The organism is Halorarius halobius (assembly GCF_024298865.1).
Classification (GTDB): domain Archaea; phylum Halobacteriota; class Halobacteria; order Halobacteriales; family Haloarculaceae; genus Halorarius; species Halorarius halobius.
On record NZ_CP101163.1, the window covers coordinates 109,658 to 134,054 of the forward strand.

Below are 24,397 nucleotides of genomic sequence, written 5' to 3' on the forward strand. Positions count from 1 at the left end.
GAACACCGTGCAGTCTTGCGGTTTTCACCGGAAACCTGGACACATCTACGCACCACCACACACCAGCATCTCGATAAACTGGAACTCCGCGCAGTCTTGCGATTTCGGGCCTATAGTCAACTCCGTGCTCAGAACACCCTTCGAGCGACTCTCCGCACTCTCGAAACTGGAACGCTACGCAGTCTAGTGATTATCCCCGGCTATTGAGAAACTGGAACACCCCCTTTCCCACTAGTATAGAGGGGGCAGATTCGTGTGAAAGGGGGGTACCGATGTGTTCCGGCGAGCGGGTACCCTGGCAGCGGGTACAGGCTGGCCCCCTGGGCGGTCGTCGAAGACGAGTGTCTGATGCGTATCAGATTGTGGAGAAGTCGGTAGCCGAAGCCGAGGTGAATAGCCGTTGTGTGTCGCGTGGAGAGCGCGGCCTGTCGTAACGTAGGAGCTGGTGGGTGGCGTCGAGGTGTAGCATCGAGCGCGCGTGGGGAACATACGGCTTTGCGTACGAGCGAGTGGGAGTGGATGGTCGTGTCGCGGTGGTGCCTACACTAGGGTCTGCTGGCTATCGCACGGGGGCGTCAGGGTGCGTATCTCAAACAGGCTAGGGACGTGCTGCGTATCGCGGCTCTCGCCTCGTGGTTCGTTCTCAGCGTGAGGATTGGGCACGGTGACGTCGACTTCGCGAGGGGCTGTCGGCTGTACTCGAGGCGGGGGGGTCGCGCCGTCGTGAGACGCCGTGGGCTGTCGATAGAGCATAGTGGTGTGGCCTCGGCGGCCGAGTGGTCGCTGTCGCCACCGCGTTCCGGCGTGACGGCCGTCGGCTCGCTGCTCTGGCGCGTATGGATGCCCAATCGGTGTGTCTCGAGAAGGGTGCCGCGCGCGTCGGGGTCGCGCGCGCTTTGGATCGAGACCGCCGCGACGAGCAGAGCTCGTCGGACGGTCTCCGTGGGTGAATTAGGACCGCGTCGTAGCGGCGGCTGATTTCCGGGACCTGCTCCACACGCTCTGGCCGCTGACGGCGGGCCACGATTTCGGGGAATCGCGTAGCTTTCCCCGAAATCGGCCGCCTCACCGGCCAGTCCGTGGGAGCCGATGTCGTCCACTCACCCGCCGAAGTCCGCGGATTGCGCGGTCACGAGACACCGACGCGAACCGGACCCTACCCGCGAGCGCAACCCGCTCGCGGGTCCCTTCCAGTCCGCGACGGCGCCTCGTAACACCGCTCATCGAGCGGATTCGGCGGCCTCGGGAGACATCGGGTCGTGCTACGACCAGGTTTCCTCACTCGGTCGCCCCCCTTGCGCTGGCGCGTGCAGTAGCGCGCGCCGCGCACTCACCGGGAGGGGCCGCCGGAGCCACCAGCGATTTCCGCGGACCCTACCCGCCCCCACCGGGGCGGGTCCCTTCCACGGAAATCGGGCGCCTCTGTCGGCCTCCCGGCGAGTCGGGGCGAAGCCGGGCACGGGGCCTGCCGAGCCGAAGGCACGGGAGATCGCGTCGCTCACTCCGTTCGCCTGAGTCATACGTCGCCAGCACGCTGAACCGGACCGGGTCACGATTTCGCGCGGATACCTTCCCGCGCTCGCAAGCTCGCGCGGGCCCCTTCCACACGAAATCGACCGGTTCAGCGCGCGGCGACGCACGACTCAGCCCGGCCATATGCGGCCGATTCATCTGCGTTCACCGACCCGCACCCGGACCTCGATTCCGGCAGACACTACCCGCCTTCGGCGGGTCCCTTCTCCCGGAATCGGCCGTGCGCGGCTGGTTCACGTTGTTCATCGGCCGCATCTGCCGGGTTCGCGACTCCCGTACCTCGGCGGGCAGGGCCCCGCACCGGGCTTCGTTCTGGCGGTACGGGCCACCCGCCAGAAGCCGCCGAGCAAAAATTAATTTCTTTCCTCTTAAGCGTCCACGGGACGGGCGGGGGAAGCCGCCGTGCCGTTCCTGACCTGGCACGATCTCAGCGGACCCTACCCGCGCTCACACGTTCGCGCGGGTCCCTTCCACTGACATCGGCCAGCTCACGACGGCAGCCGGCTCCCCTGCCGGTACCCGACGGCGCTCGCGCTATCACACACGCGCGAGCGCCGTCGTTCCGACAAACTCGAGGCCCTGACGCGGGCCGCGATTCCGCGGAGATACTTCCCGCGCTTCGCGCGGGCCCCTTCTCCACGGAATCGGCCGCCTCAGTACCTCTCGCCGTGTCGGAAGGAACGCTTAAGAGGAAACCATCCCCCCCACTTGTCGGATATGAACTGCACGTCTTGGGGAGACCACTTGCCGGATGCCTCTGGCGCGTGCATTCCCCTGATCGCGGCCGCCTTCGGCAGACACTACCCGCCTTCGGCGGGTCCCTTCTCCCGAACGCGCCCGCGTCAGGGGTGCACCCGCCGGACGCCTTCCAGCTTGTGGCGCTGGGCGCGGGCCTCGATTCCGGCAGACACTACCCGCGGCGCATCCGGTCGGTGCGCCGCGGGTCCCTTCTCCCGAAATCGGCCGCGCCAGCGGCCAAGACGCACAGTCCCTTCCAACTGTTGAGGGGGATTGAAATCATAGAGTCAGGTAGCCCGTGACAGGGCGTCGGGCCGTCGGCAGGCGGCGCCGGGCGGTCGGCGTGCGGAACGTCGGCCGCTCCGGCGCGCCCCGCGGTGGGTTTGTTCGCCCCTCCGCGGGGTGAAGGGTGTACGAATACACCCGTCGGTCGGCGGTCAGAAGACGGGCGCGATGGAGCGCGCCCGACAGGGGATCACTCCCCGGATACAGCAATGTCTAGTTTCAACTCAGGGCAAAAAAGCCCATCGGCGGTTGGACAGCCTGACAAGTACGACGAACTCGAGATGGATCTGCTCTACAGCAGTCCCCATCTGGAGAACGGCGATAACGTGGTCGGTGTGGACATCGACAAACGGCCCCCGACCCCGAACGACGAACCGGTCGAGGACAGCCAGGGGCAGGAACTTGTCCCCGGAAACTACGCGCGAGAACGCTCGGCGCGGATGGACGCGCAATACCGGGCGGCTGCCTCACAGCACGAAACGTCGGACAAGGACGACCAAGCTGACGAGACGGGGCTCCCCCACAGGCGCGAGATGACCGGCCGCGCAGGTGGCACCTACGCTGACGTTCAGGCAGTGATGCACGGCCAGCAGTTGGGCGACGTCGTCGAGGGCGATGTCGGCGAGTTGGTGCGTGGTGTCTCCACTGGGGTCTACTGGGAGCAGGCACTCGCGGAAATGGACGTCCCCGAGCCTCGACGCGACCTGCAAGCGCCGTTCGCGGAGGTGTCCCCAGAACACTACACGCTGGCGACTGAAGAGCGAATGCGCGGGGAGTTCGAGGCCGATGAGCGGAACCGCGCGAAGGCGATCGCGGCAGAGGTGGCGGGCATCAACCGGGCAGCGCGGTCGCGGGACGATATGCGGACGCGGCAGCCGATTCGCCACTCCGTCTCAGAGAGTGACGACCCGTGGGAGGGCCCGCCGGCAGAGACGGTCGGCGTCAAGCGGGTCGACCCGGCAGACGACGAACCGGTCACGACGACGTCCGTGAGTGACGCCCCTGACCCACGGGCGTCACTCGACCAGGAGACGCTCGCTCAGGTGAACAAGGGTGCCGCGCGACTGGCCGAGCACTTCCAAGGCGAAGCAGCGATGTCCAGAGCGACGTTCGGGAAGTGCATCGCCCGGCACATCCAGGACGGGTCGGACGTGATGAACGCGACGATCGCCGTCAAGGAGACACTCGAGCGGATGTTCGAGATCAAGCAGCCCATCGGGTCGATCGATCCCTACGAGCAGTGGGAGACGACGGTCGAGGCGGAGGTGACCACGCTGTGGACGCCGAAGCATCGGTCGCAGTACCAGGTGGGACTGGTGCAAGACGAGGCCGGCGACACGGCGAAGTTCACGGTCTGGTTCGCGGCGGGTGACAAGCCGACGCTCGCGGTGGGCGACCGGATTCGGGCGGAGCGGGTGCGTGTCAACGCCTACAAGGGTGATGCGACCCTGGCAGTCGTCGGTGATACGGACCTCACCATCCTCGACCGGGGTGACGGCCCGATGACGCGGCGGAAGCGGCAGTCGGATGATCCGACAATCGCTCCGTGGTCGGCCGATAGCGACCAGCACGCGTGGATCAACCACATCGATATGGAGCGGGCGATCGAGGTCACGCTCGGACGGCGGGACGACGAGTAGGCCATCGCTCGGCCGCTTTTTTGCGTGTGCCGCGAGTAGTCCTCAGGTAGGCATCGCAACCGGCTGGTTAGTGTGTGGCTCCCGCCACCCACTACCCACCGCCCCGCCCACCGCTCCGTGCTCGCGACGCGAGCGTCGCTGCGCGCGCAGCCACAACCTCGACAGCACCGCGTGGCCCGTGGGGGCGCTCGGCGACGCCATCACCCGTGGCGACCGACGTGAGTTTGTCCCTCCCAACAGGGGGTGAGGTGACTTCACAGATGTCCAGCGCAGCAGCTCCCCGTGAGCGATCGCGACCGCGTCAAGCACAGCTGTCCGACTTCCGTCGGCGACCCCGCGAACCGGGGCTCTACGAGCCACCGACGATCGAGGACGACGACTGGTGGCCTGGGAAGGCAGGTGAAGATCGATGACCGAATGGACGCTTCGCATCGAACGGGCGGTCAACGAGCTGATGAACGACCTTCCAGCTGACGTCGCGTCCGAGGACATCGTCGACCAGCATATGCAGCGACTCGTCGCGGACTACGGCCTCTCTGTAGATCGTGCACAGACAGCCACTCGGCAGTACCTCACTGCGTCCCGCGAGGGAGTGGCGGAGTACCTCGTCACCCATTTCGCTCGGACGACTGAGCCGCCGCCGACCCGTGACGCGGTCGTCGAGGATCTCGAATTCCTCGCCAACTGGAGTGTCCCTCTTGAGGACGCCTCTGCTGTCGTCCGCCGGAAGTACGACCCCGCGGACCCGGCCGATCCCGACTCTGGCCTCGACTCGGCAACGGGCGTTCCAACGGGTGCAACCGATGCTGAGGTCGCGGCCGCGATCCCCAGTCTTGACGACCACGAGTGGTCGTCCACATCCGACCGCGCCCACCCTGGCCCCGACGACTCAGATATCCTTGACGCCGATTCGCGGGAGACAGATGACGGCACCGCCGCCTCTACCTACAGACGCATTTGGAGGACACGGATTGTCGCCCGTCTCGCCTCGACGATCCGCACCGCTCGCCGGAGGCTGGCCGAGCATCGCCTCTGACCAACGACCGAACGCACCGCACGCGGTTTATCCCCCCGCGGGGGGTGAAGGGGGACTCACGACTATGCAGGTAATGAGCCGAATCCCGGCGCGCGTGGCGACACCCACCACCCGCGTTCCCGTCGCAACGGCGGTTTATTTCCCCCGGATTGGGGTGCAGGGGCGTGAGCAGGAAGGCGCGCAGGGCGTCGACCTGACTCGAGACGTCCCACAAGCCGATTCCAGAATGCGAATCGGAGTGACCAACGATGGCAGTAGCTAATTCCATTCCCGACGAAGCGGCAGAGCTCGCTGACCAATTCCCGGACGAAGTCGACGTAGATGAAGCAGAGATCGCCGAGCGATTCTCGATGCTCGTCGACGAGTACCGCGTCCCGAAGGACGAGGCCGTCCGCACCACGCGGAACTACTTCCTCGACGCGTACGGACTCGAGTACGACGATCTGGACGGCCAGAGCGGTTCTAGCGGTCCGGCCGACGAGCGCGAGATCGCGACCGTCGAGGGTCCGAACGAGTGGCTCTCGGTCACGGCGAAGGTCGTCCAGCTCTGGGACAACGACGTCGACTCCATCGCTCAGGTCGGCCTCATCGGTGACGAGACCGGCACCATCAAGGTGACCGTGTGGGAGTCCGCCGACGCACCGACCATCGAGGAAGATGGCGTGTACCGATTCGAGAACGTCGTCTCCGACGAGTACCAGGACCGACTCAGCGTCCAGGTCAACTCCGCGTCCGACATCGTTCCCGTCGACGACGAGGACGCCGCCGACCTCGACGTCGGCTCGACCGATGTCGAGGCCGCTGGCGCAGTCGTGGCTGTCCAACCCGGAAGCGGCCTCGTCAAGCGATGTCCCGGCGAGGACTGCACGCGCGTTCTCCAGAACGGGCGCTGCTCCGAACACGGCGAGGTCGACGGCGAGTTCGATCTCCGCGTGAAGGCGGTCATCGACGACGGCCAGACGGCCTACGACGTCCTCTTCAATCAGGAAGCCACCGAGGATCTCACCGGCATCACCATCGAGGAGGCCAAGCAGATGGCGATGGACGCTCTCGACACGAGCGTCGTCGCCGATGCCGTCGAGGAGGAGATCCTCGGACATTCCTACACGGTCTCAGGGCCGGTCATCGGCAACTACCTCGTGGTCAACGACTGTGAGGCGGGCAACACTCTCTCCGAAGACGCTGTCTCGCCCGGCAGCGCAGCGAATGGTGACCGCGAGGTCGCCAAGCGCGTCTTTGCCGAGGAGTTCAACAACGCAACAAGCACCTTCACCGAATCCGACGAAGACCGTGCGCCCGTGTACTCGCTGCTGCCGTCGGGTGAGAAGGCCAATCGTGTCTTCGTGGTCGGAACGCTGACCGAGACGACGGACGTCGGCAACGACTCCGAGTACTGGCAGGCCCGCATCGTGGGCCCGACCGGGACGTTCTTCGCCTATGCTGGGCAGTACCAGCCCGAGGCCGCCAGCGTCCTGCGGAATGCGGAAGCCCCGGCGTACGTCGCAGTGGTCGGCAAGGCGCGCACCTACGAGACCGACGACGGTGACATCAACGTCTCCATCCGCCCCGAGTCGATCAACATTGTCGACGGTGAGGCTCGGGACGCGTGGGTCGCGGAAACCGCCGAGCAGACGAAGGCACGGCTCGAGGCGTTCGACCCCGACGACCCCACCGAGAACGACGACGAGCGCAACTACGATGCGATGGCGGTCGACCTCTACGACCCTGACATCGATGCCTACGAGGCGATGGTCAGCAACGCTCTCGACGACCTCGAGGCTGGCGAGATCAACGAAGGAGAGGACGACGAGTAGGGCGGCGCACTCCCCGCTGACGCTGTCTCTCCCTCCGTCGTTCGACTCGTCTCACGCACTTCCATATCCACGCTTCGGGGGGTTTCTCCCCGGCAAGATTTTTTCGCAAACGCTCCCGACCCACCCCGAGCTCGGTCACGATGTAGAAGCGGCTGTCGACGCCGCGAACAACTGGCTCATCGACGAAGCGCAGTCCCTCGCATCTGTCGACGAAAAAGAATCGACCGTGGACTACTCAATCTCCGTCGAGTACCTCTACTCCTCTAGAGCCGTCCGCTCGCGTATCGGACAGGCAGTAGTTTGTTCTCCCCTGCCGAGAGTGAGGGATTTCCTATGACCGACAATCGTGACGGACAGTCTCCGAACCAGCACTCGGATAACTCCGTGCTCGCCGATGAGGAGTACGACCCCCTCGCGGAGTACAAACCGTACGCCGTCACTTCGCCGAGCTCGAATGGCATTGCTCATCACGTGCATACGAGTCGCCGTCCGGACTGGAAGCCGGGGCAGCCGTGCCCGCACTGTGGATCGAGACTGATCGTGTCCTCCTTCATCGGGACGGAAATTGCGCGGCATCGTGGCGGCAAAGTCACGCGGCTCGGCGGAGGTGACCGGCTCGGCGCCGTCGAGTATCAGTGCGCGGACTGCGAGACTGTCCTCTACAAGGACGCCGCATTCGATCTCTGGACGACCCTCCACTTGGACTGACCGTCGAGACTACGATGCCTCCACCAAGGACTCACAGGTCCGTCCAGTACGGCCGTTTTTCGCACTCCACGAGAGATGTAAGCTCGAGTGAGACGTCCCACACCACCCTCGAGAACAGTCTACTCGCGTCTACCGACAATCACGACGATCCCAACGATCACAATCCATCACACCTATGGCAGAATCCACACCCGAATCACCCAACGGTACCGACACCGACCCAAATGAAGAGCCCGACATCGACGTCGAGGCCGATACTGAGGTTGACGCCTCTGACACGGAGGCCGAAGCCCCCGACGCTGACGGGACGGAAGTCGAGAAAGCAGATGACGCAGAGACCGATAGTGACGGCAGCGATGAGGAGTCGCCGTCCGACTCCCGCCCACCCCAGGCGTTCTCGGCGATCATCGAGGCTGACCGCCTCGACCAGACGATCACCACGCTTAGCGTCCTCGTCGACGAGTCTCGCGTCCACCTGAACGATCTCGGCCTTCGCCTCGCCGCTGTCGATCCCGCGAACGTCGCGATGGACGAGACGAACATCACCGAAACCGCCTTCGAGTCTTACCAAGCCGATGGTGGCGTCCTCGGCGTCGACCTCACCAAGCTCGCCGACGTCGTCGGTATGGCTGACAACGACGACCTCATCCAGATGTCGCTCGACCCGGAGACCCGCAAGCTCCTCATCGAGTTCGGCGGTCTCGAGTACACGCTCGCACTCCTCGACCCCGACACGATCCGCCAAGAGCCCGACATCCCCGACCTCGACCTCCCAGCACGTGTCGTCCTCGAAGGTCGCGACATCGACCGTGCTGTTCGGGCCGCCGATATGGTCTCCGACCACGTCGAACTCATCGTCGATCCCGACGACGAGGCCTTCCGCGTCCACGCCGAAGGCGATACCGACGATGTCGACCTCGAACTCGGTCGCGACGACCTCATCGACCTCGAGGTCGGCGCTGCCGACTCGCTCTTCTCGCTGGACTACCTCAAGGATCTCAACAAGGCGATCCCGAAGGACGCCGAAGTCGAAATCCTCCTCGGCGAGGACTTCCCCGCGAAGTTCAACTACGAGTACGCCGACGGCGCCGCCACTGTCACCCAGATGCTCGCCCCCCGGATTCAAAGTGACTGAGATCGATAGGCCCACCCAAACCATCTACCCTCTTCAGCCGGTTTATGAGTCCTGTGCCACCTGCACAGCAGTCTTTAACACACCACCGTGTGATGGTTTAGAAGGATGAGACGCGTCAATACATTCGATGTCTGTCCTCACTCCCGTAGGGACAAGCTTGCACTCATTGAGCTGTTGGACGCGTCCACCGCGTGCTGGAACCAAGTCCAGTATGCTCGCCGTCAAGCCTTCCTCAATAGGAAAGAATCAGAGGGCAACGCAACTGTCTCACAGCTTAAACAGGCCGTCAAGAAGACCGCTACCCAAGAAGAATACCGTCAGAAGTACATTCAGCAACTCTCCTCAAGCATCCCCCAGCAACTTGTCCAGAAGAATTGGCAGACGTGGGACGGCTTCTTCGAACTCTTGAAAAAATACCGTAACCCGGAGGATGACAGCGTGACAGACCGTCCCGGCCTACCGGGATACTGGAAGGAGGACGGCGTCCGAACGCTCCATACGCTCCTCCGCAACGATACATATACGCTTTCGCTAGGCAAGCGTTCGCGACTGCGAATTCCACTGGGAAAGGAGCTCAAGGAGAAGTACGGCATCGGATACCACGAAAAACTCACACTCGAAGTTCGTGGCCGCCCGCACTGGGAGGGCAAGCAGGGCCGTCTTGAACTCGTCTACGACCGTGAAACCGAATCGTTCACCGCACATCAGTCCGTTGGCGATGACACGCATACACCGTCGAGACGGACCTCTACTCACTCCCACTTACTGGCCACTACGGACGGCGAGGACGTGGTGGCAGCGGTGGACATCGGTGCGAACACCCTCGCTGCCTGTACGACGAGTCGAGGTGACCACTGCTTGTTCCACGGGCGCCCATGCTTCGAAGACTTCCACGCATACACCCGAGAAATCAGTCGTCTACAAGCTATGCTCCCCGATGGCCGGTACTCAAGCAAGCGTATTCGGGAAGTGTACCGGAAGCGTAGCGTGAAACGCGATCACGCGATGGATGCACTCATCCAGCACCTCGCGGAGTGGTTGGCAGAACACAATGTTACCGAGTTGATTGTCGGCGATCTCTCAGATGTCCTCAAAACGCACTGGTCGGCGCGGGTGAACGAGAAAAATCACTTGTTTTGGGCACATGGGCGATTTCGTCGCCGGTTACACGAGGTCGTAGAGGCTGAGTACGGGATTATGGTGCATGAAAAGTCCGAGGCAAACACGTCCTCGCGGTGTCCTCACTGTGGAGCTGAGAACGTTCATCGAAGCGGTGATCTCTTGCAGTGTCGAACGTGCGGCGTGGAAGCGCACGCAGATGTAGCGGGAAGTATGAATTTCCTCGTCACTGAAACCGCAGTAGAGTATCGTGATTTGAATCAAGGTGGGTCGATGGCTCGGCCCGCGGCTTCCGGTCAGAACAGGCTGGGAGACGCAGTTGCGTGCTTCGAGTGGGACGATCACTGCTGGCGACAGCGTGATCACTCGACCAAAGAGGAACCCGCAAACCACACCCGTCAGGGGAAATTTCCCTCCGGTGACCCAGGCACGGCCTGATTCACTCACGCGGAGGATTCCACGGCATGACCGCCGTGGAGGAAGTCAATGATGTCTCTAGAATCCATGACGTCCGATTCGACTCCACCACTCGATCCTGAACTCGAAACGAGCGCCGAACAGACTGGCCTCGATGATTCCCAGCTCGTCGAGGGTGAAGCCATCGTCGACCTCAACATCCCCGACGACGTTGCCTACGATGTCGACGATCTCGGCAACGGCCGCCTCGCCATCCAGTACTGGGAAGTCGATCCCTGATCCCCGCTCTCGTACCGCCCGGCCCCGGCTGCACCCCTGAGGTTAAACGTCCGGGCAACGCACTTTCGATTGATTGCCCGTGAAACCCTCTGCTGCTGCCCCCGCTGGTCAGATCCTCGCGTACAGCTGCCCCCGTTGCGAGCACAAGGGGATCTACTACTACACCGATCTCGCCCTCTACGACAACGACCGCGATCCTGGTGAGGACAGCATCCTCCCTGAGCACGCGCCCGCCGTCCCCGGCAGCGCGATCGACGCCGACGCCGATGCCATCGTCTGTCCGAACGAATCGTGTGGGCTCGTGCAGTTCCGCCATGTTGCGTTCGAACTCCTTCCCTCGACGGCTGTCCGCGCACGTCGCTCGACATCGGCGGACGACGGGACGAGCGCGCTCGTTGAGACTACTCCGTAGTCGGCCTCGGGAACACCTCACTCCGCTCGTCGAAGCACCGTCATCCACGGCTCTCTGAGGTCTCGCACGGCATTTCTCTCCCTCCACTGGAGGTGAAGGAAGTTATGACGAAGGAGTCACCACCGTCAGAGTCGGACGTGTCGCGTGCCGGCTCGAAGAGTCGCTCAAAGACGAACGCCGACGCGGCTGTCTCTCAGAATGTGGAGCTCGAAGCGGGGACACGCGCCTTCGATGAATCGGCCGGCGAACGCCCCTCGATCCACGATACTGTCGACTGGCTTGCCGAGAACGAGGCCACCGTCGGTGGAAGCCTCGTGAACCACCGCGTGATGACCGGGCAATCCGCGCAGACTACGGATGTCCCCCTGCGCCCGGAGCTCTCCGAGGCGATCCGCGAGAAGGGCATCGATCAAGTCTACGACCATCAGGCGGAAGCGATTCGGCACGCTCGACTCCGCAAACACGTCACCCTCGCGACCCCGACCGGGTCGGGGAAATCACTCCCGTATTCGATTCTCGCCGCCGAGCGCGCCCTCGTCGACGACGCCCGTACTCTCTATATCGCACCGACGCGCGCTCTCATCAACAACCAAGCCGACGATCTCTACGACTTCCTCCAGAACGTCGACTCCAGTCTTGACGCAGGGCGCTACACGGGCGGACTCTCTCGACACCAGAAACGTCGCGTCCGCGAGCGGCAACCGCACGTTCTCGCGACGACGCCTGATATGATCAACTACTCCATCCTCCCGTTCGCCCACAAACTCTGGGGCTGGTTCCTCTCCAACTTGGACCTGATCGTCATCGACGAACAGCATCAGTACCGTGGCGTCTTTGGTAGTCACGTCGGCGTCGTCCTTCGACGACTCCGTCGGGTCGCGAAAACCTTCGACGCTGACCCGACAATCGTCGCCTGCTCAGCCACCATCGACAACCCTCGCCAGCACACTGTCCAGCTGACTGGCGTCGACCCAGCCGACGTTCACGTCGTCGACCAGGACACAAGTGCTGGCGGCTCAACGCACTGGCTCTTCTGGCAACCGCCCCGCGGCCAGCAGGGGCAAGCTCGATCGACACACCGGACAACTGCACGTCTCGCAGCGGCGCTCGTCGAACGCGGTCTCCAGACCATCGTCTTCACGCGAAGCCGACAAGCGGCCGAACAGTACGCTCAGGTCACCGCTCGCCGCCTCCAGCGTGACGGTTATCCCAGCCTCGCCGACGACGTGGCCGCGTATCAAGCCGCACTCTCGGACGAGCGGCGAGAAGAACTTGAAGCCGGGCTGCACTCCGGCGACATCCGCGTCGTCTGGAGCACGAACGCCCTCGAGGTCGGGATCAACATCGGGAACCTCGACGCCGTCCTCGTCGACGGCTATCCGGGAACACGGATGGAACTCTTCCAACAAGCCGGCCGTGCCGGCCGGGGGACCGACCCGAGCATTGTCGGCCTCGTCGGCGGCGCAGATCCGCTCGACCAATACGCACTCGACCATCCGGACGATCTCCTTGACGGCAGCGTCGAATCCGTTGAATGCAACCCCCAGAACCCACGTGTCCTTACCGAACACCTTCCGGCAGCCGCCGCCGAAGCCCCCCTCTCCACCGACGACAACACTTGGTTTGGCGACGACCTCCCGAAGTACGTCTCAGCACTCACCAATGCCGGCGTCCTCGACCGCTCGCTCACATCGACAGATCTCACATGGACGTACGTCCCCGACGGGGGACCGCCGCCGAGCCAGCACGTTTCCCTCCGGTCGATCAACTCGCGCTCGCTCCGTATCGTTGTGACACCGGACGACCAGTCCTCCCCGGATATCCCCGCGAGTAACGAGCTCGACGTCCTCGGTGAACTTCCACTCGCCTCCGGTCTTCGTGATGCCCACCCCGGCGCGATCTACTTCCATCAAGGCCAGCGATACCGCGTCATCGACGTCGATCTCGATCCGGAAAACTCGCCGGGAGCATCCGGTTCTGCTTCGCCAATCGCGTGGGTCGAGCCTACAAACGCGACCTACACGACTAGCGCGGTCACAGACCGCACGCTCACGCTCCAAGACGCCGACGAGTCACGCGGCCTTCCCGGCACAGCCGACCCTGAGGTTGCGACTGACGGCGGTGACGCAAGCGCCGACACAGCACCTCCCGCCGTTCAGCTCACCGAGTTGACCGTCAGCGAAACCGTCGTTAGCTACTACACCCACCAGTCCGGGAGTTCGAATGGACCTGTTCCCATCGAGACCGACCTTCCGGAAACCGAACTCTCCTCGGATGGTCTCGTCATCAGCATCCCGCCCACCATTCGGGATGCCTTCACCGAGGAGCATCCCAACGCGGATGACCCTGACGCGCCATCGCCGTCCTTCGAGGGGAGCCTCTACGCCCTCACGAACGCACTGCTGGGCGTCCTTCCAGCAACCGTCCTCTGCGACCGCAGCGATATGCGCGGGCTCGCAATCTCGCGTCTCGACACAACCGGCCACCCTACGATTGTCCTCTACGACGACCATCCTGGTGGTGTCGGCCTCGCTCGTCGCGTCTTCCAGCACCTCGAGGATGCCCTCGAATTCGCACAGACTCGCGTTGCCGACTGCGAATGTGATGAGGGATGCCCGGCCTGTATCCACCACCCTCACGACGCCTCGAGCAACCAGACGCTCGACAAGGTCGGCGCGCGTCTCCTTGCGGATCTCCTCCTCGACGATACGCACGCGGCCTGACCACTGCATCATCTCCCCTTCGCGACACCCTCCCATGGACTAAAGTCAGAGAACTGCATATATTCTGGCGAGTTGACTACTCATGGCGAGCGATCTCCCCGCCCCACCAACCGAGTCAGGCGTCTATCCCGAGGACCGTATGAAGGTCTCACGATGGCTGACCTGGAAGGAAGCCGATGACGGCCGCAAGATTCCCCGCGCACCCTACCACAACTCAAACCAGCCAGATCGGTACGTCTCCGCGCAGGACCCAACCATCTGGACGGACTTCGAGACCGCAGCAGAGTGGGCGGATAAACTCCCTCATCACCAACTTGCGTACGTTATTCCCGACCGCAACGACTTCGAGACCGACCTCGTCGTCATCGACTACGACGACGCCCGCGATCCCGAAACGGGTGAAATCCATCCCCTCGTCCATGATCATCTTGCTGACGCCGATTCCTACGCCGATGTCTCTCCGTCTGGAACAGGTGTTCACATCCTCTGCCGCGGTCAGCTCCCCGAGCGCGTCAAGACCATCTCTGACGACCTCTCCGAACACGAGGCCCTTCCCGAGGCGTCGATCGAGGTCTACGAGTCCGCGCGTTTCATCACGATGACCGGCAGACACATCGCCGGTACACCCACCGAGACGCGCGACTGCCGGACCTTCCTTGATGGGCTCGTCGAGGACTATGCGACCGTCTCCGCAGCGACCCCCGATGAAGTCGCCTTTGAACCGGATACTACTCGCGAGGACATCGAAGACGTCGAGACCACGAGTGACATTCAGGATGTTTTCGACGCCATCCAGCACGTCCGACCGAGAGACATCAGCCTCCGCTCGACTGTCACTGAGGAGCGCGCTGACGGTACGCAGTCACTGGATCCATCCTGGGCGAACTCTTCGTCTGGCACGCGCCTCGCCCAGCTCGATGAAGGCTGGGTGTACCGCGATGGTCTCATCGGCCTCGACGCTCTCCAAGTCGTCGCCCTTGAGGAAGGCATCATTACTGGCGAACGAGATTATCCCTCTGGGGAGGACTTCTGGGAGGCCGTCGACGAGCTTCGTGCTCGCGGCGCGCACATCCCCGAGTACGAGGAGGACAAGTCGGAGGCCGCCCCATCGGCAAGCGACTGGTCGCCTGCTCCTGACTACACCCCTGACCGCGATGCCGACGCCCCGGCGACGGGCAGTTCATCACCGTCCGATCTGGGGTCATCCCACAGTAGCGGTCGGACGCGTGGCCGCGATTCTCCCCGACGCGGCGAGGGCGCAGAATCACTCTACAAGGCAGAAATCGACCGTCTTGAAGCCGAACTCGAAGCTCGAGAGGAGCGGATAGACGAACTCGAAGCCGAACTTGATGAGCGAACAAAGAAACTTCGGCGTATCCACGTCCGTAACTCCCAACTCGAAGACGCCCTCGAGAACGACGCCGAAGTCCAAGTCCGTGCCCTCGATACTGACATGCTCGTCGACATCCTGGATGACCAAACGCTCGTTGCGATCGTTGAGTATGTCGCCGACACCCACGCTGACGACGATGGCAATCTCGAGCTCTCCACAGCCGACGACTCAGGTGGGCGTCTCGACCGTCTCAAGTCCTTCCTTCGCTCGGACTCCTCGTCCTCAACTTCCCGCTGAACACCTGGTGATTTTCACTCGGTATCAGGGGTGTCCTCCCTATCTTAGAGCCGCATCCACCGTCTTACCTCCCGGTTCCTGTTTTTCTTCCCCAGACGTGAGGTGGCGGGAGTCATCACCGATCCCTCTCCGTCCCTCACTATGACCGAGAACGATTCATCCACTCCCGATAGCAACCGGGTTCGGACTCGCAAGATACCCGACTCGGAACGTACGACTGGACCATCCGAGACCACTGACGCCGCCGTCGCTGCTAGGACCGCTACGTGTCCCGAGTGCGACGGAGATCTTCACGTCGACCACGTTCATGGAGAAACCCGGTGTGCTGACTGTGGACTCGTCGTCACGGAGAATGCTATCGACCGCGGCCCCGACTGGCAGGCCTTCTCTGCGGACGAACGGGAACAGAAGTCCCACACAGGGAGTCCACTCACGCCAACCCAGCACGACTTTGGCCTCAGAACCGAGATCGACTGGCGCAACAAGGATGCCCACGGGAACACCATCTCCTCACAACGGCGAGCGCAGCTGACCCGACTTCGCACGTGGCAACAACGGTCCCGGACTGGGAACTCGAAGGAACGCGGCCTCAAGGCGATGCTTTCAGAAATCCAGCGTATGGCCGCTGCTCTCGATCTCCCCGACGATGACCACGACATCGCCGCCGTCATCTGCCGCCGGGCCAGTGATCAGGACCTCCTTCCCGGTCGGAGTTACGAAGGCGTCGCGACTGCCGCCGTCTACGCCGCAATCCGGCAAGCTGGCCTCCCACAGGATCTCGAAGCCCTCACGCAGGTCAGTCGAATCGACGATAAAATCCGTATCAAGCGCACCTACCGATATCTCGTCCGCGAACTCGAGCTCGAAGTCCCGCCGCCCGATCCACGAGACTATCTCTCCCGCCTCTGTTCGGAACTCGATCTCAGTCAAGAGACCAAGCGGTTTACGATGGAACTCCTCAAGGACGTTATGGAGGCAGGCATCCACTCCGGGAAGCATCCCGTCGGTATCGCCGCCGCTGCCCTCTATGTCGCCACGCACCACTCAGATTCTCCTTCCAGTGACTCGTGTACGCAATCCGAACTTGCGGAGGCCGCGAACGTGAGTGTGGTCACGATTCGCAACCGCTACCACGACATCCAGGATACGTGTTTCCCGATGGTCGAAGCCTGACTTCTCGAACGTGGCCGACCACATTTTGACGACCGACAAATTCAACCAGAGGATATCGAATTACGCACCAATCTTTATGAAGTCATATTCTGAATTTCAGCTATGCCGACAGTTGAGGTGTGGTCACTGTGGCTGCACATTGCTGCAGGCATAGCCGCTCTGTTCGCTGGCCTCGGCGCACTCGTGACCAAAAAGGGAGGAATGAGACATCGTCAAGCCGGGAAGGTCTTTCTCGTATCGATGGGCGTTGTTGTTGCCACAGTGTTCGTCCTAGTAGCTATCGACCCTGTGGCGTTCCGTATCATCCTCACCCTCGTTGCGATCTTTAGTGGATACCTTGCGTTCTCAGGATACCGTGTACTCTCTCGAAAACGCCCGACCAGTACTGCCCATATGGTCGACTGGGGAGCTGCTGGGAGCGTCGTTCTTGCGTGTGCTGGACTTGGTCTGTGGGGCATCAACTGGTTTCTTGATGGGAATTCTTTCGGGGTTGTGATGATCGTCTTCGGTGGAATCGGCATTGCGTTCGGAACACTGGATATTCATTCATTCTATGGTGAGAATTCTGGGGAATGGATGGTCAGCCACCTCCAACGGATGATTGGTGCGTTTATTGCTACGGTTAGTGCCGTTTCAGCTGTCAACCTCACGTCCGAACTGGGAATTATAGCGTGGTTGTTGCCTACTCTCCTCGGCGTTCCCCTCATCGCATACTGGTCAAATAAGTACAGTTCTCCCTGAATATGGGTGCTTCTGAATCTAATTTCAAGCCGACCACATCGATTTCAAACAATCAAGAAGATGGATCATTTCAAAATATACAGCCGTAGGCTAATCCACACGACTGCCGACGCAATGATTTTCTCCTCTAGGCCACCGCGTTAGGTTGTCCGACGGCAATCACTGAACCGTTGCCCCTGTAGATCCTCGTCGATTCATTTACTGGTTTCTCCTGCGCGATCGGGATAGACGCGCAGATAACATCGTCACCTCCCTTCCTCATATCCCACTATGCCATTCACGAGTCCCCCGACCCCTGCGCTTGAGACGGCCACTTATCCAGCAGACTGTCGTGACCACGACCAGTGGTTGACCTGGAAGCCAACCGACAACGACCGAAAGGTCCCACGAGCGCCCTATGCCTATCCGGACTGGCCCAAGCGGTATGTCGATGCTCAGAACCCCACGGTCTGGACGGACTTCGAGTCCGCCCAAGACTGGGTCGAGAAGCTCTCCGCCGGTTTCGCCCTTGCGTACGTCATCCGCAACCGTGACGAGTACTCCGACGAAGACCTCGTTGTCGTCGATTACGACGATGCTCGTGATCCGGGAACTGGCGCTATCCATCCTGTCGTTCACGAGCACTTGCAGACTGCAGACTCGTACGCCGACGTCTCCCCCTCTGGAACAGGCGTACACATCCTCTGCCGCGGTCAGCTCCCCGATGACGTCACGACTGTTGCCGACGATCTTCCCACCCACGACACCTTTCCGGACGCCTCTATCGAAGTCTACGACTCCGCCCGCTTCGTCGCGATGTCCGGCCAACATCTCGTCGGGACGCCCACCGAAACGCAGCCGGCGCAGGCGTTCATCGACGACGTTGTCGACGTGTTCACGACCCCGCAGCCACAGGCAGATACCTCATTTGAGGTTTCAGAGTCGCCCATGGACGCGTTGCCTGAGGCCCCCTCGCCGTCTCCATCTCAACGGTCACCGCCAACATCCACGACCAACATCGAAGACGTCTACCGGGCGGTCGAGACGACGCGACCGTCCGAAATCCGCCTCGACTCGCCAATTACGGAAACTCGTAGTGACGGCACGAAATCACGGAACCCCTGTTGGACGAACTCGGACTCGGGGACGCGCCTCGCCGAGATGGACGACGGCTGGATCTATCGGAACGGCCTCATCGTTCTCGATGCCCTCCAGATTGTTGCCCTCGAAGAAGGCATCGTCACAACTACCGGCGAGTATCCCTCTGGAAAGGACTTCTGGGAGGCTGTCGAGGAACTCCGCGCTCGCGGTGCCGACATACCTGAGTACGAAGCCAGCTCCGACCGTAAGGAAGCGTCCGACCAACCCACGCCGCCCCCATCCCCGACAGCTGGCCGGTCGCTGCGGGACCTCCACCGCAAACTCAGAGTGAAAACCATCGAGCGAAACCAGCTCAGAGACGAACTCGTCACTCTTCGTCGAGAACTTGCCGCTCGAATCCGTGACGTCCGCTCGTAACCCGGCGTCCTCCCCGTGAGTGATCCCAACGAGAACTCCCCATCACTCGATCGGGTTTCTCTCCGGCCGTTACAGGTGACCCGCGAGGAGACTCATTATGGCCAACACCAGCCCACGTACCTTCACAGCATTGACCGAGCACCCGCTCCCGCTCGACGAAGACGAGGTCGCGGCGTTCGCCGAAGACCATTCCCAGCTCGACCCGGACACCCACGTCGACGCACTCCACGAGGACTATATCACCCTGCTCGCGGAGACCGCCCAGTGGCGCGTCTTCACCATCGATCTCTACGGTTTTGATGGTCGCGTCTACCTCTGGAACGGCGCTCTCGGCGAAGGTCTCGCCCTCCCCACGAACGAGTGGGCAGCAGGGAACCTCGCCGAAGCCTTCTCACTCTACCGGCAGGCCATCGCCGACAATGTCAGTCGCGACGACCTCCCCGTCACGCTCGACGAAGACGCCGAGTGTCCCTATTGCGGAGGCGAACTCTCCCCCTCGACGACGCCATCCGGTTCGATCGACCAACGCTGCACGGGTTGCGGCGAACATCGAAGCATCGGGTGACTCGGCTTACCGTCCTGACTACGAAAACATCGAGCCGCCTGCTGATCGAGATCGGACCTCTCACCCCGGCTTTCTTTCCACCTACGGGAGGTGAGGCGTATTCAAATATGTACTACAGAGTCCGATTCCCCGACGTCGGCGCAGGCGCGACGCGGCTTGCGTGCTTTATCGAAGGCGAGAGCGAAGCCGCGGTTCGCGAGCTGGCAGCCGACCACCCGCACTTCCGAGGCTGGGACGCTTCGAAGGGGAGCGTCCGGAAGACGAATCTCGCGAACCGGAAGTCACTCGAGAACCGAATTATGGATGTCAGCAATCCGAATGCGGCCGTCCTCGAGGACGGCACCGTGCTTTGTCGGTCCCTGAAGCGCGACGAGGTCGTCGAGCACCACCCCGAACGGACGTAGGCGCTCCACGACCGACCGAACCCCCACCGCCCCCCGCACAGCACCGCACGGCGTAGGCGGATTTCTTCCTCCCATCGAGTGGTAGAGGGCGGTGAAAACGCCCCTCAGCGCACACTAGGCGGACGACAATCCTCCCACGTCAAACTCAATCCTAGAGGTTATTCACGATGTCAGCTGAAAATCAGCCCAGTTCAGAGCACCGCGATGCGCCACGAAGTGACCGTGATTTCGCGGTCGACGAGAGTATCGATGTCCGATCACTTATTGCGAAGGAACAGACGCTTCCCTTCCTCGGGCTCACTCCCGCGGACGCAACAACCGTCGACTATCCGGACGGTATCGAGCCTGCTGGCCGCCGCTTCCTCAACGCGGACGCGAGTGAAGCCCGCTCACTCAAAGCCATCATCAAGGCGCTTCCGCAGGCCAGCAGCGGCGAACTCCGCGCTGTCAACGAGTTTGTCGATCCAGCGGACGAGACGATCGACCCTGAGGAGATTCGTGACGTCGACGGCCTCAACGCCGATCTTCTCGAAGCCGCAACTGGCCAGTCCGTCGAAGAGCTCGCCGCGAACGCACCAAGTGACCGTCTCCTTGATGTCACCGATCACCAGGACATCATCGACCGCCGTCGTCTCGCTCTCGCGGCACTCGGCTACCCTGTCAAGTTCCGCTGGCAGATCGCGACCTCCAGGTACTCGATCATCAACCCTGAAGAGGCCTACCTTCCGCTAATGGGTGCGCTCCAAAAGCACGGTGCCGACGAGGCGTTCGGATGGGCGGATATGCGGGACTGGGGTGGCGTTGCGAAGCTCACTGTCATCCTCCCGGGCTTCCGCCGCGAACTCGATATGAGCCAGTCGGATGGCTCAACGAAGGCCGCTATTCGCGAATACGATGCGCTCGCCGACGTCGACCCCACGATGAGCGACAGGAGTGACGAGGACGATAGAGATGACGAGACGGGGACTATGACGGTCTACGGTGGTATCCAGACCGGCTACGACTTCCGTGGCTCCCAGACGATGTGGGCGAAACCCCTCCTCTTCTTCCCGGGATCGGGGACGGTTATGTACGGTGTCGGCCAGCGGTACTCACGGCGACACGTCGGCGATGTCACGAACGCTGCTCACGAACGCGCGCATGACCGCGTCCCCATCATGGAGTGGTGGGGAAACATCTATGACGATCTCGACGCGCGAACGACCACCGTCGACGATGTCCTCGTTCGCGCCCGCTCGGTCGCGATCGACTTTGAGGAACTCCCCTTCGACGTCGACGACTTCTACGTTTATCTCGGAATTCCCAGCACGTACGCCGAGAGCGCGAGTACTCGAGCTACGCGCATCGCGATGCCAGATTCCTGTCCCACACTCTGGAACCTCCAGTTGTCACTTCTCGTTGCCCTCGGCGAGTTCGAGGGCTCGCGAGCCTCCGACACCTTCCAAGCCTACAACGAGGTCGCCCGTGACATCCTCTTCTCACCCGGGAAATCTATACAGCTTGCCGCCCGCGAGCACGACCTTCAGGCCGATGACGACGAATCGAGTATCGCGCCCGACCAGCAGACGCTTAGCGATGCTCTCGGTGAGGCATTCGCTATTCCCGGCGTCGAAGCCGCCTCTGAGCGCGACCTCTCAGATACTGACGCCCAGCGCGTCCAGAACACCATCCAAGAATCTCTTAATCAGTAGCCCGAGATACTCTCCCCAATCGAAATTAGCCCAAGTTCTCATGGTTTTCTTACGTAGCATGCCTTGGATGAGCTAAGATCGGCGTGACCGATACGGTGTACAAAGGGTGCTGCGAGACCACTCTTTCGGGTTGGGTCCACACAAGATACTTATTATACCTTTCTCAACTAAATGATATGCAAATAGAACTCGATGGGGAGTCTTATGCTGTTACCACTGGGGGGTACGAATCTCCAATCCCCTCGAATGCCATTCTTGATTTAGAGGAGGCAAAATACCAAACCCGGTCTTGGAAGGGTTCGTTCTCGTCTGATCAAGTTGATCTAGCAGACATATACTCATCCAATATTTGTCCGGACAGCCCGATGTTCACTATCCAATTCGGCCGGTCGTCTGATGTAGATGAGGATCCAACGTACCAGGTTTTTGGAGAAGGAGTGGAATCCTTGACGCACGGGACAGAAAACATTCCAGAAATAGCATCAAAGGTTGAAGAAGTATTCCGAGACAGGGAGAACTTCTCACTCCATCGTCCATTCATTCGTGCACACTCCAGACTTGCTGATGGTTCAGTCTTGTATACCGGCGTCTATTATTATGGACGTAGTACTGACTCAGTGAAACGATTTGAATTACGAATATTCCATCCAGATATACCGTTTGGAGTGGACCGATACGACGAGATCTTCGATTCAAGCCCGGTGAAGAAACCTCCCTATCTTGAGGAAGTGAACACAAAACGATATAGAGTGACAGATATTCCAGAACGAGCTACAGAGGTTGTGAAACCTATTATTTCCATTAGTGATTCAAGTGTTGAGACCGTAGCAATTGAAAACCCCATCACCTCAAACAATGTTCCTGAAAATGCATGGGGGGCGTTCAAATCTCCAAACCAGTTGTTTGCAAAATCATATCTGGTAGAGAACGAAGCTCAATCTGCGAAGATATCTGACTTCCGCGCGGTTTCTATAGATGATTTAGAGCCAATCTTTTATGAAGCAGAAATTCAGTAAGCCTTTCTAAGGTGCTGTATTCGAGAAAATAGATTACTTGATGATTTTGACGTTTGATTTTGTATACCACCTGAATCGGTTCTCTCCTACCTACCCACGCTCGTATGGCGGTGCTATCTGCGACTAGTGAGCGATCCATTCTCAACTCCACTTCCTACTACGGCTTCACTGTAGTCCGTTTTTCCCGCACCTCAGTCCGTGAACGCGATTGACCAGTTATGCCACAAGTAGCCCCACAGTCCATGAGTACCGACGACCAGCAACGGTTCCTCAGCCACCTCGCTGCCGGCCTCATCAAAGAAACCGGCGGAGATCTCCCAATCGAGACACTTCACCTCCGCGCCAGCGATTATCTCGACCTCGATGGCGACACCGTCACCCAGCTCGTCGAGGACGGGGCTAACAACGGAATCTACACGCTCGACCGCGACAGCGACGGCGGTCAGCGCATCACGAGCGTCACCCCAGAAGGCGACTGCCCGACCGAACTCGCCGCACACGTCGACGCTCTCACTGCCTCTGCCGACAGTATTGATTTCACCGTCTTGGACGGCGTCGGCGAGAGCGTCGAGCAGAACCTCATCGACACGGGGTACACCACGTTCGGCGAACTCCACCGTGCAGACCCCGAGGACCTCACGGATATCCCGACGCTCACAGGGAGCAAAGCCCAACTCATCGTCCAGCAGGCCGGCCAGTACGTCCAGGTCGAGACAAAGATCGCCGAAGACGCCCTCGCTCGCTACCGTGAACGCCTCGGCGATGACACCTCCGGCTCGGCGACCGTCTACTCCATCACTGACGTCGATCAGGACGTCGGCGACCCGCTCGCAGTCGTCGACTCCTCGATGCCAGTCGAAGAGGCAACCTTCCACGGGCTCCCTATTCTCGAGGACAACGACCACCCACATATCGTCCGGAAGCGCGATATGCCCACGCGGGCCGATGAGGTAATCGCACCGAAGACAACGACGATGGAGGATGTCCAGCTCGACACGCTTGAAGCGACCGCGATGAAGCTCGCCCGCGGCAACCGCGGTCTCCGACTGGTCGGCCCCCACGGCGCCGGGAAGAACTACCTCCTCAAATACCTCCACTACAAGACGAATCGCGTCCTCGTCAGCGTCGACGCCGACGCCTCGATGCTCGCCCAGGACCTCCTCGGTATCTCTACGGTCAACGAGGACCGCATCGTTGTCTTCCGCGACGGCATTCTCACGAAAGCGATGAAGCACGGCTACACGATCGTCATCAACGAGGTGAACGCCGCGCCGGCGGGTGTGATGATGGCCCTCCAGAAGGTCCTTAATCAGAACGTCCTCACCGTCAAGGAATCCGGCGAGGAGATCATCCCGCACCCGGCCGCTCGAATCGTCGTCACGATGAACCCGCCAACGCGCGAATACCGAGGGAGCGAACCGATGAACGCCGCGACTCGTGACCGCTTCCAAACCATCTTCTTCGACTATATGGACCCCCAGGACGAGATCGACTTTCTCGATCAAAAGTACAACACGAGTCGCCAGCGCATCGACCGAGACAGCCTCCGTCGGATGGTCGAGTTCGCGAACGCCACCCGCGACAACGAAACGTGGCCGACGCTCTCCACCCGGAAGCTCGAAGACGCCATCGACTGGTACGATCTGGGGGCGAGCGTTCGCGGTGCCCTCAAACACGTCGTGAAGGCGAGCGCCGAACCCCACCAGAACCCCGACGATACCTACGACAAACTCGAAGACACCTGACTCCCCGGCCTGCTGTCGCCAGCAGGGGTTTCTCTCGCGCGACGGCACGTAGCCGCGTCCAACCGTCTTCATCAGAGGTGATTCCAGTTATGCCAT

The 24,397-nt window shown here is 61.4% G+C and carries 19 protein-coding genes and 1 pseudogene; 19 read left to right on the forward strand and 1 reads right to left on the reverse strand.

What is annotated here, in order from left to right:
• Positions 1–2,837 precede the first annotated feature (2,837 nt).
• From NL112_RS21685 to NL112_RS21705, 5 genes and pseudogenes are all read left to right on the forward strand, one after another.
• Complete coding sequence (locus NL112_RS21685; protein ID WP_049987564.1) at positions 2,838–4,196, forward strand: hypothetical protein; 1,359 nt, start codon at positions 2,838–2,840, stop codon at positions 4,194–4,196.
• A gap of 409 nt (positions 4,197–4,605) precedes the next feature.
• Entirely contained in the window at positions 4,606–5,232 is a 627-nt protein-coding gene (locus tag NL112_RS21690) for a hypothetical protein (protein ID WP_254841486.1), read from the forward strand.
• A gap of 248 nt (positions 5,233–5,480) precedes the next feature.
• A pseudogene (locus tag NL112_RS21695) lies at positions 5,481–6,389 on the forward strand (replication factor A); the annotation flags it as partial.
• Positions 6,372–7,046, forward strand: a complete 675-nt coding sequence (locus NL112_RS21700; RefSeq protein WP_434084213.1) for an RPA family protein — start codon at positions 6,372–6,374, stop codon at positions 7,044–7,046. The pseudogene NL112_RS21695 and the gene NL112_RS21700, both read left to right, overlap by 18 nt.
• A gap of 333 nt (positions 7,047–7,379) precedes the next feature.
• On the forward strand, positions 7,380–7,754 hold the full coding sequence (locus NL112_RS21705; protein WP_089768574.1) for a hypothetical protein: 375 nt from the start codon (positions 7,380–7,382) through the stop codon (positions 7,752–7,754).
• A gap of 196 nt (positions 7,755–7,950) precedes the next feature.
• Here the strand turns inward: NL112_RS21705 and NL112_RS21710 are convergent, their stop codons facing one another.
• On the reverse strand, positions 7,951–8,229 hold the full coding sequence (locus tag NL112_RS21710) for a hypothetical protein (RefSeq protein WP_255152966.1): 279 nt from the start codon (positions 8,227–8,229) through the stop codon (positions 7,951–7,953).
• On the opposite strand from NL112_RS21710, the gene NL112_RS21715 reads away from it, so the two are divergent.
• From NL112_RS21715 to NL112_RS21780, 14 genes are all read left to right on the forward strand, one after another.
• Positions 8,158–8,889 (forward strand): DNA polymerase sliding clamp, encoded by a 732-nt coding sequence (locus NL112_RS21715; RefSeq protein WP_254841559.1) that lies wholly within the window; start codon positions 8,158–8,160, stop codon positions 8,887–8,889. The genes NL112_RS21710 and NL112_RS21715 overlap by 72 nt on opposite strands.
• A 105-nt stretch (positions 8,890–8,994) precedes the next feature.
• Positions 8,995–10,446 carry an RNA-guided endonuclease InsQ/TnpB family protein gene (locus NL112_RS21720; RefSeq protein ID WP_254841487.1) on the forward strand — a complete coding sequence of 484 codons (1,452 nt, stop codon included), beginning with the start codon at positions 8,995–8,997 and terminating at the stop codon, positions 10,444–10,446.
• A gap of 66 nt (positions 10,447–10,512) precedes the next feature.
• Positions 10,513–10,704 (forward strand): hypothetical protein, encoded by a 192-nt coding sequence (locus NL112_RS21725; protein WP_255152957.1) that lies wholly within the window; start codon positions 10,513–10,515, stop codon positions 10,702–10,704.
• Positions 10,705–10,783: 79 nt separating this feature from the next.
• Positions 10,784–11,116: a hypothetical protein gene (locus NL112_RS21730; protein ID WP_255152958.1), complete on the forward strand. Its 333-nt coding sequence runs from the start codon at positions 10,784–10,786 to the stop codon at positions 11,114–11,116.
• 104 nt (positions 11,117–11,220) lie between these two features.
• The gene (locus NL112_RS21735) at positions 11,221–13,839 is read left to right on the forward strand and encodes a DEAD/DEAH box helicase (RefSeq protein ID WP_254841490.1); all 2,619 of its coding nucleotides are present in this window, start codon (positions 11,221–11,223) and stop codon (positions 13,837–13,839) included.
• Positions 13,840–13,921: 82 nt separating this feature from the next.
• The gene (locus NL112_RS21740; RefSeq protein ID WP_254841491.1) at positions 13,922–15,469 is read left to right on the forward strand and encodes a hypothetical protein; all 1,548 of its coding nucleotides are present in this window, start codon (positions 13,922–13,924) and stop codon (positions 15,467–15,469) included.
• Positions 15,470–15,610: 141 nt separating this feature from the next.
• Positions 15,611–16,642, forward strand: coding sequence for a transcription initiation factor IIB (locus NL112_RS21745; protein WP_254841492.1), 1,032 nt, complete (start codon positions 15,611–15,613; stop codon positions 16,640–16,642).
• A 102-nt stretch (positions 16,643–16,744) separates the two neighbouring features.
• On the forward strand, positions 16,745–17,383 hold the full coding sequence (locus NL112_RS21750; RefSeq protein WP_254841493.1) for a hypothetical protein: 639 nt from the start codon (positions 16,745–16,747) through the stop codon (positions 17,381–17,383).
• 348 nt (positions 17,384–17,731) lie between these two features.
• A complete protein-coding gene (locus NL112_RS21755; protein WP_254841494.1) occupies positions 17,732–18,880 on the forward strand; it encodes a hypothetical protein in 1,149 nt (382 codons plus the stop codon).
• 97 nt (positions 18,881–18,977) lie between these two features.
• Positions 18,978–19,445 (forward strand): hypothetical protein, encoded by a 468-nt coding sequence (locus NL112_RS21760; protein ID WP_254841495.1) that lies wholly within the window; start codon positions 18,978–18,980, stop codon positions 19,443–19,445.
• A 107-nt stretch (positions 19,446–19,552) separates the two neighbouring features.
• On the forward strand, positions 19,553–19,849 hold the full coding sequence (locus NL112_RS21765) for a hypothetical protein (RefSeq protein ID WP_254841496.1): 297 nt from the start codon (positions 19,553–19,555) through the stop codon (positions 19,847–19,849).
• 167 nt (positions 19,850–20,016) lie between these two features.
• Complete coding sequence (locus NL112_RS21770; RefSeq protein WP_254841497.1) at positions 20,017–21,540, forward strand: hypothetical protein; 1,524 nt, start codon at positions 20,017–20,019, stop codon at positions 21,538–21,540.
• Between the two features lie 176 nt (positions 21,541–21,716).
• A complete protein-coding gene (locus NL112_RS21775; protein ID WP_254841498.1) occupies positions 21,717–22,556 on the forward strand; it encodes a hypothetical protein in 840 nt (279 codons plus the stop codon).
• 242 nt (positions 22,557–22,798) lie between these two features.
• Entirely contained in the window at positions 22,799–24,301 is a 1,503-nt protein-coding gene (locus NL112_RS21780; protein WP_254841499.1) for an AAA family ATPase, read from the forward strand.
• Positions 24,302–24,397 lie beyond the last annotated feature (96 nt).